Annotated in this window: 14 protein-coding genes; 4 read left to right on the top strand and 10 right to left on the bottom strand. The window is 67.0% G+C overall.

Translation table 11 applies throughout. The annotated features are described in order from the left end of the window. Window positions 1–40: 40 nt before the first annotated feature. Window positions 41–667 (top strand): maleylpyruvate isomerase family mycothiol-dependent enzyme, encoded by a 627-nt coding sequence (locus tag ORI27_RS25540; RefSeq protein WP_265999883.1) that lies wholly within the window; start codon window positions 41–43, stop codon window positions 665–667. On the opposite strand, the gene ORI27_RS25535 is transcribed toward ORI27_RS25540, so the two are convergent. The 6 genes from ORI27_RS25535 to ORI27_RS25510 all read right to left on the bottom strand — a co-directional run bounded on the left by ORI27_RS25535 (window position 664) and on the right by ORI27_RS25510 (window position 11,353). Continuing rightward, window positions 664–5,241: an ATP-dependent helicase gene (locus ORI27_RS25535; protein ID WP_266074024.1), complete on the bottom strand. Its 4,578-nt coding sequence runs from the start codon at window positions 5,239–5,241 to the stop codon at window positions 664–666. The two genes, ORI27_RS25540 and ORI27_RS25535, sit on opposite strands and share 4 nt — an antisense overlap. 164 nt (window positions 5,242–5,405) lie before the next feature. Then, window positions 5,406–8,018 (bottom strand): helix-turn-helix transcriptional regulator, encoded by a 2,613-nt coding sequence (locus tag ORI27_RS25530; protein ID WP_265999885.1) that lies wholly within the window; start codon window positions 8,016–8,018, stop codon window positions 5,406–5,408. 18 nt (window positions 8,019–8,036) lie between these two features. Beyond that, window positions 8,037–9,299 (bottom strand): cytochrome P450, encoded by a 1,263-nt coding sequence (locus ORI27_RS25525; RefSeq protein ID WP_265999886.1) that lies wholly within the window; start codon window positions 9,297–9,299, stop codon window positions 8,037–8,039. Between the two features lie 14 nt (window positions 9,300–9,313). Beyond that, entirely contained in the window at window positions 9,314–10,714 is a 1,401-nt protein-coding gene (locus ORI27_RS25520; protein ID WP_265999887.1) for an NAD(P)/FAD-dependent oxidoreductase, read from the bottom strand. Beyond that, on the bottom strand, window positions 10,711–10,926 hold the full coding sequence (locus tag ORI27_RS25515) for a ferredoxin (RefSeq protein WP_265999888.1): 216 nt from the start codon (window positions 10,924–10,926) through the stop codon (window positions 10,711–10,713). The genes ORI27_RS25520 and ORI27_RS25515 overlap by 4 nt, the downstream gene beginning before the upstream one ends. Before the next feature lie 58 nt (window positions 10,927–10,984). Then, window positions 10,985–11,353 carry a heme-binding protein gene (locus ORI27_RS25510; RefSeq protein ID WP_265999889.1) on the bottom strand — a complete coding sequence of 123 codons (369 nt, stop codon included), beginning with the start codon at window positions 11,351–11,353 and terminating at the stop codon, window positions 10,985–10,987. Window positions 11,354–11,461: 108 nt separating this feature from the next. On the opposite strand from ORI27_RS25510, the gene ORI27_RS25505 reads away from it, so the two are divergent. After that, window positions 11,462–11,725 (top strand): hypothetical protein, encoded by a 264-nt coding sequence (locus ORI27_RS25505; RefSeq protein WP_265999890.1) that lies wholly within the window; start codon window positions 11,462–11,464, stop codon window positions 11,723–11,725. Beyond that, a complete protein-coding gene (locus ORI27_RS25500) occupies window positions 11,722–12,849 on the top strand; it encodes an epoxide hydrolase family protein (protein ID WP_265999891.1) in 1,128 nt (375 codons plus the stop codon). The genes ORI27_RS25505 and ORI27_RS25500 overlap by 4 nt, the downstream gene beginning before the upstream one ends. Here ORI27_RS25500 and ORI27_RS25495 read toward each other — a convergent pair. The 4 genes from ORI27_RS25495 to ORI27_RS25480 are packed head-to-tail and all read right to left on the bottom strand — an operon-like array spanning window position 12,846 to window position 16,531. Next, entirely contained in the window at window positions 12,846–13,496 is a 651-nt protein-coding gene (locus ORI27_RS25495) for a TetR/AcrR family transcriptional regulator (RefSeq protein ID WP_265999892.1), read from the bottom strand. The two genes, ORI27_RS25500 and ORI27_RS25495, sit on opposite strands and share 4 nt — an antisense overlap. Before the next feature lie 29 nt (window positions 13,497–13,525). After that, on the bottom strand, window positions 13,526–14,608 hold the full coding sequence (locus ORI27_RS25490) for a phosphotransferase (RefSeq protein ID WP_265999893.1): 1,083 nt from the start codon (window positions 14,606–14,608) through the stop codon (window positions 13,526–13,528). Next, entirely contained in the window at window positions 14,605–14,898 is a 294-nt protein-coding gene (locus tag ORI27_RS25485) for a YfhL family 4Fe-4S dicluster ferredoxin (RefSeq protein WP_265999894.1), read from the bottom strand. The genes ORI27_RS25490 and ORI27_RS25485 overlap by 4 nt, the downstream gene beginning before the upstream one ends. Before the next feature lies 1 nt (window position 14,899). Further along, complete coding sequence (locus tag ORI27_RS25480) at window positions 14,900–16,531, bottom strand: phytoene desaturase family protein (protein ID WP_323055670.1); 1,632 nt, start codon at window positions 16,529–16,531, stop codon at window positions 14,900–14,902. Between the two features lie 58 nt (window positions 16,532–16,589). Here ORI27_RS25480 and ORI27_RS25475 point away from each other — a divergent pair, with 58 nt between their 5' ends. Then, window positions 16,590–17,186 (top strand): TetR/AcrR family transcriptional regulator, encoded by a 597-nt coding sequence (locus tag ORI27_RS25475; protein WP_265999896.1) that lies wholly within the window; start codon window positions 16,590–16,592, stop codon window positions 17,184–17,186. Window positions 17,187–17,188 lie beyond the last annotated feature (2 nt).

The raw sequence follows: 17,188 nt of genomic DNA, 5'->3' as shown, positions 1-17,188 counted from the left end.
ATTCGAAGCCTCCGGCAACGGTGTGCGACAGTCTCATCCAATGGACGTGACGACCATGGCAACCGCCGAACGCGCCGACTTCGCCGACATGTTGTTGAGCCTGACCGGCGCGCAGTGGAAGGCGTCAACCCTGTGCGGGGAGTGGCGGGCCAGAGATGTGGCAGCCCACGTGGTCGCCTACCTCGACCGATACCGTGGCGCCTTCACCGCCGCGCTGATTCGGCACCGATTGCGGATGGATCGGCTCAATGCCCGTGACGTGGACGCTTATTCGACCTGCTCTTTGGGCGAGATCGCCGAGCGCATGCGTAGTGGGATCGTGCCGCACAGCGTGGGGACCGGCTTCGGAGGGCGAGTTGCTTTGGTGGAATGCATGATCCACCAACAGGACATTCGCCGACCGCTCGAATTGCCCCGGACTATTCCCGCCGAGCGCCTTCGCGAAGCGCTGGCCTTCACCCGAGTGGCTCCGTTGATCCGGGGCGGCTGGAGGGCCCGAGGCGTCCGGCTGATCGCTACCGACCTCGAATGGGCCGCCGGGCGCGGAGCCGAGGTCCGTGGCTCCGGTGAGGCGATATTGATGGCGATGGCGGGACGCCGTAGCGCGTTGGACGACCTCGCCGGGCCGGGTGTCACCGTTCTGGCGGCTCGTAGCTCCGCCAACTAACGCAATCGCAGGCCTCTGGGTGTGCGAGCGAAACCCGCGTCGACCAGCGCCTCGGCGGTCGCCCGGCGGTCGGCGTGCGCGGCGGCCTCCAATACCGGCACACCGTCCAGCTTTTCGACCAGCACACCGCCGATGCGTCCGCTGCTCACCAGTTCGGCCAGCGTCCCCGCCGCGGCCCGCTGCGCCTCCGGGTCGCTACTGAAGTTCAACAACGAACGACCGCCGCGTTCCAGGAACCACGCCAGCTCGCCGTCCACCAGCACCACCAGCGCGCCCGCCTTGCGCCCCGGGCGATGGCCGGCGTCGGCGTCCGGGCGGGCCGGCCACGGCAGCGCCGCACCGTAGGGGTTGGCCGGGTCGGCCGCGGCCAGTACGACCGCGTGGTAGTCCGGGCGTTCGGGATCGACCCCGTCGAGGTAGGTGCGCAGCCGGTCGACGGTCGACGCGACGGCGAACTGCGCCCCACCGAGCGACTCGACGAAGTACCCGCGTTGACATCGGCCGGCCTCTTCGAAGCCGGTGAGCACCTTGTACAGGGTGGCGAAACCGCCTGGCACACCTTCGGCGGCGGCCGCGCCCTTGGTCAGCACACCGTGCCGGTTCAGCAGCAACTCAGCCGAGAAGTGAGCGCGCACGGTGGAATCCGGCTCACGGGCCGCCAGCGCCGACCATCGCCCGGCAACGGTCGCATCCACAGCGCGGGTCTGTGGGTGTGCCACCGAATAGCGGCTCAGTCGTGGTGCCCGCCGGTGCCGGTGCGCGGGCGCGGCCGGACGGCGGGTGCCCGGCCTGCGGCCGCCGGCCAGCATCGCGCGCACCGGGGCGAACGTATCGCCGGTGACCCAGCCGGCCCAGATCAGATCCCACAGTGCGGCTTTGACGATCTCTTCGGAACCGCCCGCCAGTTGCCGGAAGAAGAACGCTCCGCGCGCCTCGCCGGGCTCACCCAAGACCTCGAGGATCGCTCGGTGTGCGTCGGTGAAGTCGATCTCGGCAGGAGTTGCCAGCGTCAGCGGCGCGGTGTCGGCGTGATGGAAGGCGATCCAGCCGTCGCTGCCCGAGATCGAACCCATACCCGACCAGGTGACCTCACCTGCGGCGAGCAGTTCGTCGAGCATCGCCGGCTGGTAGTCGCGCACCCTGGGGCCGAACACCAGCGACTCGACCGCCGAGGCAGGCACGGGCACACCGGCGAGCTGGTCGATCACCGTGGCCAGCCCGTCGATGCCGGACGTGGCGGCGCTGCCGACCTGCTGCCAGGCCGGCAGGAAGCGTGCGTATGCCGCAGTACTGACCGGTTCGACCTGTGCGCGCAGAGCGGCCAGCGAGCGGCGGCGCAGGATGCGCAGCACCTCGGCGTCACACCATTGGTCTGCGTCAGGACTGGCGACGAACTCGCCGCGAACCAGCCTGCCGTCCACAGCCATTCGACCGAGGACATCGGCGGCCACCCGCAATCCGAGGCCGAATCTCGCCGCGGCCTCGGCGGTGGTGAATGGTCCGTGGGTGCGGGCGAACCGGCCCATCAGCTCACCCAGCGGATCGGTAACCGCTTCGGTGAAGCTCATGGGCACACCGACCGGCACCGCGACGCCGACCGCATCGCGTAGCCGCCCGATGTCCTCGATCCCCGCCCACCAGGACCGGCCGGCGTACGACAGCGGCAGTACACGCTTGGCGGTGTGCAGCGCCTCCAACCATCCGCCAACATCGGTGGCGGTGCAGCGTTCGGCGATCTCGGCCTCGGTCAGCGGGCCGAGCAGCCGCAGCAGGTCGGCCACACCCTCGGCGTCGCGCGCCTTGCGGTCATCGGAAAGATGCTGCAGCTGGCGCGATGTAGCGGCGATGACGTCGGGGTCGAGCAGCTCGCGAAGCTCAACACGGCCGAGCAGCTCGGCTAGCAGCGTGCTGTCCAGCGACAGCGCTGCCGCCCGGCGCTCGGCCAGCGGGCTGTCGCCCTCATACATGAAGGCCCCGACGTAGCCGAACATCAGCGACGCCGCGAACGGCGACGGCATCGGTGTCTCGACCTCCACCAGCCGCACCCGCCGCTGGGCGATCCGGCCCATCAGCTCGATGAGGGTCGGCACGTCATAGACGTCCTGCAGGCACTCGCGCACCGCCTCCAGCACGATCGGGAAGTCAGGGTATTTGCGCGCGACGTCGAGCAATTGGGCCGCGCGCTGCCGCTGATGCCACAGCGGCGACCGCTTGCCGGGATGGCGTTTGGGCAGCAGCAGGGCGCGTGCCGCGCATTCGCGGAAGCGCGACGCGAACAGCGCCGAACCGCCCACTTCGGTGGTGACCAGCGGCTCGACCTCGTCGGGGGAGAAGACGAACAGATCAGCCCCGGGCGGGGCGTCCTCGGTGTCGGGCAGCCGTACGACGATACCGTCGTCGGAGGCGGTCGGCTTCTCGTCGATGCCGTAGCGCTCCAGCAGCCGCCGGCTGACCGCCAGGGCTAGCGGGCCGTGCACCTTGAGTCCGTACGGTGAGTGCAGCACCACCCGCCAGTCGCCCAACTCATCACGGAAACGCTCGACCAGAAGCGTGGTGTCGCTGGGCACCACGGATGTCGCGGTGCGTTGCTCGTCGAGCAGCTGCCAGAGATTGTCGGTCGCGTAATCGGCAAAACCCAAAGCGCCGCAACGATTGTCGAAATCATCGCGGCTCATCCCCGCCAGCTCACCGGTGAACTTTCCGATCGCCTGACCGAGCTCGGCCGGGCGCCCCGCGTCGTCACCGCGCCAGAACGGCAGTCGCGCCGGTTGGCCGGGTGCGGGAACGACGAGCACCCGGTCATGGGTGATCTCGGTGATCCGCCAGCTGGTTGCGCCCAGCGAGATCACATCGCCGGGTCGGGATTCGTAGACCATCTCCTCATCGAGTTCGCCTACCCGAGAGGGCTTTTCGGAGTCAGTCGCCAGGTACACGGTGAACAAACCGCGGTCCGGGATCGCCCCGCCGGACGTCACCGCGAGGCGCTGGGCCCCCGGGCGCGCGGCGAGCGTACCGGTGTCGCGGTCGTAGACCAGCCGCGGGCGCAGCTCGGCGAAATCGGTGGACGGGTACTTGCCCGAGAGCAGATCCAGCGTCGCCTCGAAGGCGCTGCGCGGCAATGTGGCAAAGGGCGCGCTGCGGCGGACGATGTCGAACCATTCCTCGGCGCTGATCGGCTCGAGAGCGCAAGCGGCAACGGTGTGCTGGGCCAGCACGTCGAGGGGATTGGTCGGCACCCGCATGGTTTCGATCTGTCCGGCGAGCATCCGCTGCACGCTGACGGCGCAGCCGATCAGATCCGTACGGTGTTTGGGGAACAGCACGCCGCGCGAGATTTCACCGACCTGGTGGCCGGCCCGGCCGATGCGCTGCAGCCCGCTGGCGACCGACGGTGGTGCCTCGACCTGGATCACCAGGTCGACTGCCCCCATGTCGATCCCCAGCTCCAGGCTCGACGTCGCCACCACCGCTTTGAGTCGTCCGCTCTTGAGATCGTCCTCGACGGCGGCGCGCTGCTCCTTGGACACCGAGCCGTGGTGGGCGCGGGCCAGCAGCGGCTCCGCCCCGAAGGATTGGCCGCTGGCCATGATGTGTGCCGGTGGCCCGCCGGGCACCTGCCGGTTGGGCGGTGCGTCCAGTTCGATTCCGGAGCGTTCGGCGTGAATCTCGTTGATGCGGGCGGTGAGTCGCTCGGCCAGCCGCCGCGAGTTGGCGAACACGATGGTCGAGTTGTGCGCCTCGATGAGGTCGACGATGCGGGCCTCCACATCGGGCCAGATGGTGTTGTTCTCCAGGTTGGCCATGTCGGGCACCGGTACCTGCACCGTCAGTTCGAACGTCTTGGCCGCCGGCGGGGCGACGACGGTCGTCGGCCGGCTACCCGACAGGAACCGGGCCACCTCCTCGGGCGGGCGGACGGTCGCCGACAGCCCGATCCGCTGGGCCGGTGTTTCCAGCAGCGCATCGAGCCGCTCGAGAGACAGCGCCAGGTGGGCCCCGCGTTTGGTGCCGGCCACCGCGTGCACCTCGTCGACGATCACGGTCTGCACGCCGGTCAGCGTTTCGCGGGCCGCCGAGGTCAACATCAGGAACAACGACTCGGGCGTGGTGATCAGGATGTCGGGCGGCTTGGTGATCAGCTGGCGGCGGCGGGCGGGCGGGGTATCCCCGGAGCGGACCCCGACGCTGATCCGCGGGGCGGGTACGCCGTCACGTTCGGCGATGCGGGTGATACCGGTCAGCGGCGTGCGCAGGTTGCGCTCGACGTCCACGGCCAGTGCCTTGAGCGGGGACACATAGAGCACCCGCGTGCCGCGGCTCTCGGGCTGGTGAGCCAGCCGGTCGATCGCCCACAGGAAGGCCGCCAACGTCTTGCCCGACCCGGTTGGGGCGATGACCAGGGTGTTGTCGCCGTCAGCGATGGCAGACCAGGCGCTGGCCTGGGCTGCCGTCGGCTCGGCGAAGGTGCCCGTGAACCAGAGCCGGGTCAGTTGACTCAACCGGCCCAGCGGATCGACGGCGTGCACGGATCCAGAGTGCCAGGCGGCACCGACAGACGCGTCATCCGATTCCATCACCAGGCTGCCCCCGCCACAGTCTGGGGAAGAATCGCATCACGATTCAGTTGTGCCGCGGCTTGGGTGCACCCCTGCCATCGGCGATCCTCTCTGTCAGTTCCAGGGTGAATCGTCGCTCGGGTTCGCCGGTGACGTGTTCAGTAGTCGACTACTGCAATCCGCTAGCGGGGTTTGGTGACCAGGGCGGCCAACTCGTCACGGCTGTTGGTCCCGGTCTTGCGCATGGCGCGCAGGATATGGCTTTCGACGGTGCGCGGCGACAAGGTCAGTCGCTCGGCGATCGCGCGGTTGGACAATCCCTGTCCGACGAGCATCGCCATCTCCCGCTCCCGCTCCGTCAACGGCAGAGGTTCGGCGGCCTCGCGCAGCGCAGGGGTGACCAGCCCACCGCACCGTTCGGCCAAGGTCGTGGCGCGTGTCGAGCATCCCAACGCCGACCCGCGCTGATCATGACGGCGATGAGCCAGTGCCGCGTGCGCGGCGGCGTCGACAGCGGCAACCCGATCGCCGATTCCCTCGAAACCCTCAGAGATCGCCGCCAACTCGCGGGCATCGCCGTCCCGCAGGGCCGCAGCGAAGCGGGCGGCCAAACCGACCCGCGGTCCTTCGACGATCGATTCCAGTTCGGCCAGCCGCGACGCGCAGGTGCGATCCCCGAACTGGGTGGCGGTCTGCAGGCATAACACCTCGGCCGCGAATTGGCCATTGTGCGCGGCGCGCTCGGCCGCCGACAAGCAGTCGCGCACTGCTTCACTGATCGCGCCCTGGCTCGCGGCCAGCCACGCCCGCGCCAGGTTCTGCTCGTAATCCAGTGATCTGAACGGGCGCCTGACGCCATCGAGTTCGGCGATCACAGCAGCGGCTTCTGCGGAATCACCATGCATCGCCAACGCTGTCGCTAGTACCACGCTGTAGCGAAAACCCCAACCCATGGCGTGGCCGGCGGAGGACAAACCGAGTGCGCTCTGCTTCAGTAAGCGACAGGCGGATCCGAGGTTCCCCGCGGCGAGATCGGCTCGGCCGGCGACCGCGCTCCCCAACAACTGGGCCTCGCCGGGCAGATCGGCGGCTTGCCCGCGCACGTCGTCGGCGACCACACCGGCGTCGCCCACCCGGCCGGCCAGCAGCAGTGCGGTGAGATGTCCATCGGCGATGTTGAACCGCATCTGGGGTGCGTCGAAACGGCGTGTGGCGGCTTGGTATCCGGCCTGTGCGTGGGCTTCCGCCTCAGCCGTGTGTCCGGCTTCGCCGGACACCACAGTCAGTGCCCACGCGATTTCGGCTCCGACGACAGGAGGTAGATCGGCGAGGGCGAGTTTCTTCGCCGTCTGTTCGGCGGCGTGGGGATTGTCCATGGCGAACGCGTGCACCGTGCGAAAGGCGTCCAGGTAACCGGATGCCTGCGGTGTCGCGATGCCCGCCGCATCGTCGATGATTTCCAGCGCGCGCGCCGGATCGCCCAGTGCCCACAACATGTTGCTGGCGCGTAGGAAAGCGAGCCTTGCGCGGTCGACATCATTGAGTTGGTCGTCGGTTATTCTGTTGAGCACCGCGTCGGCCTCTTCGCCACGGGAGAGCCATGAGAGTGCATGCGCCCGAATGAAATTCGGCTCGGGTCCGGCGTTCGCGGCAATCGCCGCTCCGGCAAGCCGATCGGCCAGCTGAAGGTCGGCCAGCCACACGGCACCGTGCGCTGCCCGAACGAAGAGATCGGGGTCGGGAGCAAGATCGGACTCCATACACAACGCCGCTCTCTTCACGACGCCCCGAATATCATCGGCATCAATCGATCTGGCCAGTTCAGCCGCGACCAGGCCGCGCAGCCGTCGTAGTCGGGTCACGGAGGCTCGGCGGCGCCGCACCTCACCGTAGATCGGATGAGCAACTCGGTCCTGAACCGTGACGCCTCCCGGCTCGAGTGTGATGAGGTTGCGGACCTCAGCTTCTTCGACGGCGGCCGGATCGGTGATTCGAGTAAGGGTGTTCAGGTCCAGGGGTTCGGCAACGGCGAGGATGTCGACCACATCGCCGACCGGCGCCGGTAGCGTGCCGATCCGGGACTCGACCAACCCGATCAGGTCGGCAGGCAACACCGGGTCACCGCTCCAACTCCACACGTCGCGCTGCTGTATGAGCCGTCCGTCTGCCACTTCCTGCTCGACGATGTTGCGCAGGTACAGGGCATTGCCGCCGGTCAACTTCCAGAGTCGCTGCGTTGAGGCAGGTTCCACGGTTCCGCCGAGCGTGGTCGAGAGCAGCGCGGAGGTCTCCTCCAGCGACAGCGGGTGGATATCGAGCCGTTCGAACTGCCCGAGAGTCCAGATCTCCTGGAGGGCAGGGAGAATCGGTTCACCATCGCGCACGGTCAGAACCACGCGTGCGGCGTTTCGCTGCACGAGCTGATGGACGACGAAGATGGACAGCTCATCAAGCAAATGGGCGTCGTCGACGGCGACTACGACTCGTGCGCCCGAGGTCGTGGCCGTGAGTGCGTCGATGACACCTCGCACCAGCTGAACGGTCTCAGTGGCCCCGGGCTGGGTCCATGCGGTGAAGGCGCCCAACGGAATCGACCGCGCCGAGGACGCACCGACAACCCACCTGCCCTCCAAACTCCGGGACTCGGCGGAACTCAGCGCCTCGCGCGCGATCCTGCTCTTGCCGACCCCGGCTACACCCGTCACGACGACACCGGCGATGTCCGGCGCCGCGATGGCCGACCCGATGGCTCGCAACTGCCTGGTGCGGCCGATCAACGGCCACGATAAGCGCACGTCAGAAGCCTAACGGCGTCAATCGGCAATGGACGCGAAATCCACCCACAGATGCCTGGGTCCGCGGAACACCTGGTTGTGCCGGTACGGCGGCGGGTCGACGACCAGTCGCGGCGAACGCACTCGTCGCAGGAATATCTCGAGAGCGGCATTGATTTCGAGCCTGGCCAACGGTCCGCCGAAGCAGGTGTGGATACCGCTGCCGAAACCGAGGTGCTCGTTGTCCTCGCGCAACGGATCGAATCGGTCCGGATTCTCGAATCGGCGCGGGTCGCGGTTGGCCGCCGCCCAGACCAGGAACAAAGCGGATCCCGCCGGAATCCGGGTTCCGGCGATCTCGATGTCCGCGGTCGCCCACCGGCTCGGGAAGAACTGCACCGCCCCCTGCAGCCGCTGCACCTCTTCGATGGTGCGCGGGACCAGGTCGGGATTGCTGCTGACCAGGTCCCATGCACCCCGGTTGCGCAGCAGGGTCATCACGCAGTTGCTGATGGTGTTGACCGTCGAGTCGTGGCCGGCGATCAGGAGCAGCAGAGCGTTGGACTCAACCTCCGGCACCGGTACCGGGCCGTCGGGACCGTCATCGTGCAGCGCCGCCGACAACAGCCCCGGCCCCGGCTCGCGGTTCAGGCGGTCCACGAGATCGTGGATGTAGGAACCCAACTCGTCCATACTCGTTGCGGCCTTCGCGGCGGCGGCCCGGCCTTCCTCGGTGTGCGCCTCCGGCCCCACATCGGCGCCCCGCATGAAGTCCATCACCCAGCTGTGGAATTTCGGTTCGTCGGCGATCGGGGCGCCCAGAACCCGAAAGATCACCGACACCGGGATCGGGTAGGAGAAGTCCTCGACGACATCCATGCGGGTACCGCCGCGCGCTTTGACCTTGTCCAGCAGGCTGTTGGCCAGGTCGGCGACCATTGTCTCCATGCTGGGTATCAGGTCGGGGGAGTGCGGCGGGCCGAAGTGGCGCATGAACTGCCGGCGCATCCTGTCGTGATCGGGTGGATCGGACACCAGCATGCTCCAGTCCCGTGCCTGAGCGGCTTCCGCGGCATCGAGTTGCGTGCCGTGCTCACCGAACAGGCCCGAAGGGCTGCGGCTGATGTCGGAGCTGACCCGTGGATCATGAGACAGCGCAACCGCTTCCGGATACCCGGTGACCACGTAGGTCCTCTCTGAGACCTTGGCTACCGGCGTCTTGCGAAGTTCCTCGAAATAGGGGTACGGGTTCGGGCGATTCTCGAACTTCATCGCCTCTGCCCAGGCTGTTGCGGCGTCCATGACGTGAATCTTCCTTAAGCGCGCGGCCGGAACTCGGCATTCCGGTCGGTCGGGTCGTGTCCGGTGAGGATCACGTCGGGGTTGCCGGCGGGCTCACGGGGATCGGGGAAGCGTGCGGGGGTGACCTCTGCGTCCACCGGTAGGTCGTAGCCCGGTGGCGGGGGAGGGAATGGCGCGGATTTCTCGATCAGCGAGGCGTAGTAGGGCAGCCACTTGCCATGGTTGAAGGTGACTGCGCCGACGATGCGGCCACGCTTGCCGTAGGCGGCCGCGAAGCGGCGTTCGGACGGCGAACCCTGGGTGAACACGATCTCGTCTCCGAAGGAGCACACCCCGACGCTCTTGATGTTCACCCCGAACTGCCCGGACCAGAACGACGGTAGCGGCAGGTGCGGGCGACGGCCCACCTCGAGGTGGATCATGTTGTTGGCGGCCACTTGGGCGCCGAAAACCGCATTGTCCCAATGTTCCTGGGACAGGAACTCGTAGTCGTAGAGCACATGGGGTGCGCGGGCGACGTCACCGGCGACGAAGATGTGGTCGGTCACCACGCCGTTGATGTCGAAGGCCCGGCAGCCGGCGTCGCAGGCCAGGCCCCACTGCCCGGCGGCGAGGCCGGCACCGTCGAGCCACTCGACATTGCGGATCGAGCCCAGCGAGGCCACCACCACGTCGACATCGAGGACGGTGCCATCTGAAAAACGGGCTTGGCGGACCTTCCCGGAATCGTCGCCGTCGAGGCCCACCACGCCTACGCCGGTGCGCAGATCAACTCCGGCATCGCGCATCATCCCGGCGGCGATCTCACTGATCACTCCGCCCAGCGCGCCCATCAGCGGCCCCTTGCCCCGCTCGGCCACCGTCACGGGGAGGTCGAGATCGCGGCACACCGAAGCGATTTCAGATCCGACGAAGCCCGAGCCCACGACCAGCACGCGCTTGGGGCGAGCCTTCAACGCCGCTGCGAGACCGGCGGCGTCCTCCACGGTGCGCACGGTGAAAACACCTTGCAGAGCGCCCTCAGCGGGATTGGGCCAGGGCCGCGCCCGGGTGCCGGTGGCGATCAGCAGTCGGTCGTATTCGACGTCTTCGCCGTTGGCCAGTTTGACCACGTGGTTGATCCGGTCGAGGCTGACAGCCGCCACGCCGAGTTTCCAGTCGGCATCCACCCGGCGCAGCCGGGGCAGCTTTGTGTGGTCGGCCGGCACCCAGCCCTTGAGCACCTGTTTGGACAGCGGCGGGCGATCATAGGGCTCATGGGGTTCGTCGCCGATGATGGTGAGCGAACCGTTGAACCCTTTTTCCCGCAATGCCTCCGCTGCCCGTAAACCCGCCAACGACGCGCCCACGATCGCGATCTGGCCCTCGGCGCGGAACTTCGTGACGATCTCGTCCAGCTGATAAGTCGCGCTCATTTGGTGTCCCGATCGGCGGGCGGTTCCACTTCGACGATGATCGCCTGCACCGGGCAGGACGCCGCGGCCCGCAACACCCGCTGGCGCTGCGAATCGTCCGGATTGGGGTCGTAGGCCAGAGCCTCTTCACCGAGGAGTTGGAGAACGTCCGGTGCCAGCGGCACACACTGGGCGTAGCCCTGGCACTTGTTGAGATCCACCACCAGTCGCATGACCGCCGAGACTAGCCCCGCGACAAGCGCCAAGTGGCACTTTAAGTTGGCGCGGGAGTTAAATGACGCTCGCTATTTCGGTCTTCAACGGGATATTGCACCGGTTGCGAAGGTCGACACCGGGCTGGCGGATCGCATTGAGCTCGTCGCGTACCTGCGGGTTGGCGGCGAGGTAGTCCTGGGTCTTTTGCTTGACGTCGGACTTCTTCATCCCCTGCAGACTGGTGAAGAAGTCGTTGACGTCAGGATGGGTGAACAGGTACGTCGTCATCGACGCCGACACGCCCGTCATCACCGCGGTCACGTCGGCTGTTGTGCAGTTGGGGATCGGATCCGCGGCCGCGGTTCCCGCCACGCCGAGGACGATCCCGCCGGTGCCCACGATCGCCGCGGCGGCGCGAACGAGGGAATGAGTTGCAGACTTCATGCGGCTCCTAAGTCGTGGTTTCGGCGATACGGGCAGTCTAGACAACTCACAGCTATCTGGAAGCCACACCGACTCGCTACGATCAGTGAAACGACACGGAGGTCCCTCATGCCACGCATTCGTCATTTCTTGCTTCTGCCCGCCGCCGGGATCGGGGTCGCGGCCGCGATCTTGTCGGCTCCGATCGCCGCGGCGGACGAGACGGGGACCAACTCGCAGCTTCCTCAGTGCGAAACGGTCAGCGGTGATTCCATCAGCGGCGGCCAGACCGAGGAATGTGCCACACCGGGCAACACCGAACTCAACGCGACACCGCAGCAGTTCCCCGGCGAGGAGGAGTTCTGGGGCTTCCCGGCCTTCGGATTCTGGTGACCGAAGTCCGTCCGTTCCGGATCGAGGTATCCGACGAGGTCCTGACTGATCTGCGGGGCCGGCTCGCTCAGACCCGATGGCCCGATCGGGAGTGCGTGGATGACTGGAGCCAGGGCATCCCGCTGGAGTACACCCGCGAGCTGGCCACTTACTGGGCCGATGACTACGACTGGCGGCAACGTGAAGCCGCGCTCAACCGCTTCGATCAGTTCGTCACCGAGATCGACGGTCTCGATATCCATTTCATCCATCAGCGCTCCGCGAATCCCGACGCTCTGCCGCTGATCATCACGCACGGCTGGCCGGGTTCGGTCGTCGAGTTCACCAAGGTGATCGAACCGCTGACCGAGGACTTCCACGTGGTGTGCCCCTCGTTGCCGGGATACGGGTTTTCCGGAAAGCCGGTATCGGCCGGTTGGGGGATCGAGAAGATCGCCGACGCGTGGGATGTCCTGATGGCGCGGTTGGGCTATCAGCGGTACGGCGCCCAGGGTGGCGACTGGGGTGCCGCGGTGACCACCCAGATCGGCCGCAATGGTGGGAGCCGGGGCCGCTCGGCAGGCGATATCGGGACATGTATCGGCATCCACACCAACATGCCGATCGGTTTCCCCCGCGGTGGCATCGACAATCCGACGCCAGAGGAACAGGACGCACTGGCGGCCGCCGAGTACTACGCGAAATGGGATTCCGGCTACTCCAAGCAGCAGGCGACCCGGCCGCAGACGCTGGGCTACGGATTGGCGGATTCGCCGGTCGGACAACTCGCCTGGATCATGGAGAAGTTCTGGGCCTGGACCGATTGCGACGGGCATCCCGAGAACGTGCTCACCCGTGACGAACTGCTCGACAACGTGATGCTGTACTGGGTCACCAACTCCGCGGCCTCCTCGGCCCGGCTGTACTGGGAGAGCTTCTCGGTGTTCGGTGCGCAGGGCATGGTCGAGCTACCCACCGGGGTGGCACGGTTCCCGAAAGAGATCCTGCGCTCCCCGCGCAGCTGGTGCGAGAACAGCTACAACATCACCCATTGGACGAACATGCCGCGAGGCGGCCATTTCGGTGCGTTCGAGCAACCCGACCTGTTCGTCGAGGATGTCCGGGCCTTTTTCGCCACGCTCTAGCGCAGGCGGGCCGAGGAGGCCAGAACCTCGGGAATGCCCGGTACCCGGGCGATGGCGTCGAGCAGGGCATGAGCACCGGAATCGGCCAGATGGTCGGCGTCGACCGACGGATCCAGCACGCGCTGGCGGCACAGTTCGAACGTGAACGCCAGCCAGGCGTAGACGATCACCCGCAGGTCGCGTTCGACCTTCGAATCCAGGTCGCCGTGCACCACGTCGGTGATGGCGGCCATGATCCGCTGCATCTGGCGCTCGTTGTCCACGTCGTCGATGCCGCGCAGCACCGGGTCGGTACGGCCCATCCCGATATAGGCCGCCCACGCCCCGTGCGGATGCTCCTCGTCGTAACGGATGTAGGCCAGCACGCCGGCGCGCAGCCGATCGAACAGCGTCTGCCCTCCGGCGGCCGGAGTGTTGGTGGCGTCGAACAGACGCTCGCTCTCGGCGCGCACCACCGCGGCGAAGAAAGCGCGCTTGTCGGGGAAGTAGTGGTACATCAGCGCCCGCGAGACTCCGGCACGTTCGGCGATCTCGTCGATACGGACCTCGTCGTACGGGCGCTGGCCGAACACCTCGGCGCCCAGGGCGAGCAGCTCGCTGCGCCGGTCGTCGGGAGACAGGCGGCGGCGTACGGGTGGTTCCGGCATTCGGACATACTGACACATGTACAACAGCGTCACCGCGTGAGATCGCGGTGCAACAGTTCCAGGCTGCCGAGGTCGCGGACGCCCGCGACAGCCCGGTCCAGGCCTGATCGCGTCGCCTCTTCGCCCTGCAGCCGGCGGCCGAAGGCAGCCGTGACCCCGGCCGCGATATAGGCGGTGAAGGCGAACAGCCGGTATGCGTCGCGGGCCTCCTCGGCGCGCAGTCGAGTGATTCCATCGGAGTTCAGCGCGTCGACGTAGGCGTCCACGAGTTGGTCGTCGATCGACCGGCGGAGTCCGGTCTCGATCGACGTGCAGGCGAAGTAGGACAGGTCCTTCACCGCGGGTCCCTCGGATGCGACCTGCCAGTCGAAGAGGATGGGCCGCCCGTCGACGAAGCAGATGTTGCCCAGGTGGGTGTCGCCGTGGATGAGGGAGTGCGGATGAGCCTGCATCAGTTTCGCGATGGCCCAACGGTTCTTGATCAGCATCCGCGCCCGCTGACGAAACTCTGGAGGGACGATGTCGTTGAACGCCCGGGGAATCGTCCGCAACAGGTGCCAGGAATGCGGTCCGGCCCGGGTGCTGCGCGACGCTGATGCGCTGAGCTGGGCCAGATCTCCGCCGGCGAATCGGTCCGTCATCCAGAACCGTTGGTGCAGGCGGCCGAGCGTCTGGGCGACGGCAACAGCTTGGGCGGCCGTGGCACCGGCCCCCATCGAGGGAAAGGTCGCATCGCGTTCGGTGAGGTCCTCCATGATGACGATGGCCCGACCGCCGTGCCGGTCGGCCGCCACCCCGTAGGCTCGCGGCATGATGTCGGCGAGTTCGTCGCCGAGCAGCCGGTAGACGTGAGTTTCGTTGCGCGCCAGGTTCATGAACCGGTTGAAGGCCCGTTCGGCCGGCCGCACCGGCGCGAGTTTGACGAAGGCGGTGTGTGGAAGGTCGGTGCGCCCGACGATCTCCAGCCGCGCCCGCAGCGCGGTGCCATGGTTCTCGTCGACCACCCGGACCGCGGTGACGTCGGTGCGTGCGCTCAGCGCACGAAACGTCGCGGCGTCGATATCGGCCGGGCGCCTGGGCACCGCGATGTCGGCCGCTGCGACGGGTGTCACCGGAAGTGGGAGTTCATCGCGGTCAGCTCCACGTGGTCCAGCTTGCCAGGGTGCAGCCGCCGTGCGCGGTCGATCAGGGCATCTTCGGTTTCGACGCGGCCCGGGTCGGGCAGGCAGCAGTCGACCGGACATGCCTGCGCGCACGCCGGACCGCCGTTGAAACCGACACATTCGGTGCACAGGGTGGGGTCGATGACGAAGATCTCCGGCCCCGGCGAGATCGCGGTGTTTGGGCACGTGTCTTCGCAGGCGTTGCAGTTGACGCACTCCTCGGTGATGTGCAGCGCCACGTCAGACTCCGGTGGCGGCGAGCGCCTCGAGGTCGGTGTGCAGCCGGGCTTCGGGCCCGTCACTGACCTCGAGGACGAGGTTGGCGGCGTTCCAGCCGGGCAGGGAGCTGACGGCGGGTCCAGGGTGGCAGCCCGAGCCGGCCATGTACAGGCCGCGGATCGGGGTGGCGTACTGGTTCCACCCGGTCACCGGGCGTTCGTCGAATACCTGTCCGGTGTGCAGAATTCCGTGGCAGAAGTCGCCGCCGGTGATGCCGAACGTCTTGGCGAAATAGTCGTTGGTGAATACCACGCGGTTGGTGATGAGGTCGCGCAGGTTGGGTGAGAAGCGCGACAGCACCTCGAGGCCTCGGTCGACGTAGGCCTCCTTGAGCGTGCGGTGCTCGTCCGGAGGCAGGCTGTGCGGGAAATAGTGCATGAAAATGGTGGCGGTGTGCTTGCCCTCGGGGGCCATCGACGGGTCGACCAGGCTCGGCACGTACATGTACACAGCGGGATTGCTCGGCAGTTTGCCGTCGCGATACTCCTGCCAGGCGTCGGAGACGTATTCGGGGGAGGGGATGTAGGCCATGGTCGAGGCGACATGGCGTTCGGCGACATACTTCTCGAGGTGCCCGGTCCATTCGGGCTCCCCATCGAGGGTGAGATGGGCCTGGACATAGCCATTGCGGTAGTCGATTTCGCGGATGCGGCGGCAGAAGTCGGCGGGCAGGTTGGCTTCGGCCCCGGCCAGCCCGATGAAGGTGGAGCGGGCGTCGACGGTGCTCATCACCACCGGTGCCGACACGGTCTCACCACCCTTGAGGCGAATGCCGGTGACGGTGCCGTCGACGACGATGAGTTCTTCGACGATGGCCTTGTAGCGGATCTCAGCGCCCAGATGCTCTGCGCGCCTTGCCAACGCACGGCTCACCGCGCCGACCCCGCCCTTGGGCATCCGGAATGAGTTGGCGACGCCACCGGCGAGATAGTGGAAGGTCATCGACGGTCCCGCACCCGGAGTGAATGGTCCGAGGTGAGTTCCGTCGATCGTCATCGCCGCCATCGATCCGGTGATGGTGCGGTTCGTGTTCGGGTCGGGGAAGAATTCGCGCAGTGTGTCCATGCAACTGCCAAACCATAGCTTCGCCATCTGCTCGCGGGTGGTCGCGTCGGGCTGTTCGGCCAGAATGCGGTAGATATTGGGCGGCTCGGTGTGCAGGGAGCCGTCGATGTAGGGCGCGAACTGGGCCAGGCGTGAGTACAGGGCGCCGACGGCCATCGCGGTCTCGGTGCCGTGGTCCTCGATCAGGTGCTGTGCGGTGCGTTCGAGGTCGTTGAACGCGATGAAGGGGACGTCTTCGGGCTCGCCGAAAGAGCAGAACGACGCCCACTGGTCGGTCAGCTCGAAGCCGAAGTCGGCCAGCCCGAGCGCCTTGGCCATCTCGTCGCGGTAGACGATGAACGTCCACGCCCCGATGCTGTGCTGGTACCCGGGGAACAGTTCGCGGGTGGTGGCCATTCCGCCGGGAAAGTTCGTCTTCTCGGTGACGAGAACCCGTTTTCCTTGCTGTGCAAGCACATTGGCGGCAGTCAGTCCGTTGTGTCCTGCGCCGACGATGATCACGTCGTAGTCACTCATGAGCTCGACAATGTCATTTACGACTCAATGATGTCAATACTGACATTCAAATGTCAGGTATGCTTCTCGAATGCCGAGAGGCGCAACCAGGGTCGATCGCCGTGAGTTGACCCGTCGCGCGCTGATCGAGGCGGCCATCAAGCGGTTCGCCGACAACGGTATCTCCGGCACCACCGTGACCGACATCGCCGGCGATGTCGGCGTCACCGAGCGCACGTTCTACCGCCACTTCGCGAGCAAAGAGGAAGTCCTCTTCGCCGATTACGACGATCACATCGAGTGGTTCCGGCGTGCGCTGGAAGTACGTCCGCGGGGCGAGCCCATCACCCGATCGGTGCGGGCCGCCATGAACGCCTTCCCGATGGACCACCGGATCGTCACCGAGACGGCCCGGTTGCGCAGCAGCGAGCTCAGTGAACAACAGATCGCTGTTCATATGCAGCGGGTCCAGGCGCTGCTGGGTGCGGAGATCGAACGGCACCTGAAGGCCACCACGTTCAGCGAACCCGAGGACGAGCCGCGCGCCGCCGTCACCGCGGCCATGATCGCGGCTGCCATCTTCGCCGCGATGGCTGCCTGGAGCCGCTGCGGCGACAGCCTGCAGATGCTCGGTCCTATGGTGGAGCAAGCCCTCGAAACGGTGGAACGAGGGATCGGCACAGTCTGAAG

Source organism: Mycobacterium pinniadriaticum, from assembly GCF_026242045.1.
Classification (GTDB): Bacteria; Actinomycetota; Actinomycetes; order Mycobacteriales; family Mycobacteriaceae; genus Mycobacterium; species Mycobacterium pinniadriaticum.
Note: the sequence above shows the minus strand (reverse complement) of the source record. Positions and strands in the feature narration are given on the sequence as shown.

Coding starts and splice junctions, on each gene's coding strand:
- ORI27_RS25510 (WP_265999889.1), bottom strand. CDS start 11,353: ATGAAGTCTGCAACTCATTCCCTCGTTCGCGCCGCCGCGGCGATCGTG.
- ORI27_RS25525 (WP_265999886.1), bottom strand. CDS start 9,299: ATGGACGCCGCAACAGCCTGGGCAGAGGCGATGAAGTTCGAGAATCGC.
- ORI27_RS25535 (WP_266074024.1), bottom strand. CDS start 5,241: ATGGAATCGGATGACGCGTCTGTCGGTGCCGCCTGGCACTCTGGATCC.
- ORI27_RS25495 (WP_265999892.1), bottom strand. CDS start 13,496: ATGCCGGAACCACCCGTACGCCGCCGCCTGTCTCCCGACGACCGGCGC.
- ORI27_RS25515 (WP_265999888.1), bottom strand. CDS start 10,926: ATGCGACTGGTGGTGGATCTCAACAAGTGCCAGGGCTACGCCCAGTGT.
- ORI27_RS25520 (WP_265999887.1), bottom strand. CDS start 10,714: ATGAGCGCGACTTATCAGCTGGACGAGATCGTCACGAAGTTCCGCGCC.
- ORI27_RS25540 (WP_265999883.1), top strand. CDS start 41: ATGGACGTGACGACCATGGCAACCGCCGAACGCGCCGACTTCGCCGAC.
- ORI27_RS25475 (WP_265999896.1), top strand. CDS start 16,590: ATGCCGAGAGGCGCAACCAGGGTCGATCGCCGTGAGTTGACCCGTCGC.
- ORI27_RS25505 (WP_265999890.1), top strand. CDS start 11,462: ATGCCACGCATTCGTCATTTCTTGCTTCTGCCCGCCGCCGGGATCGGG.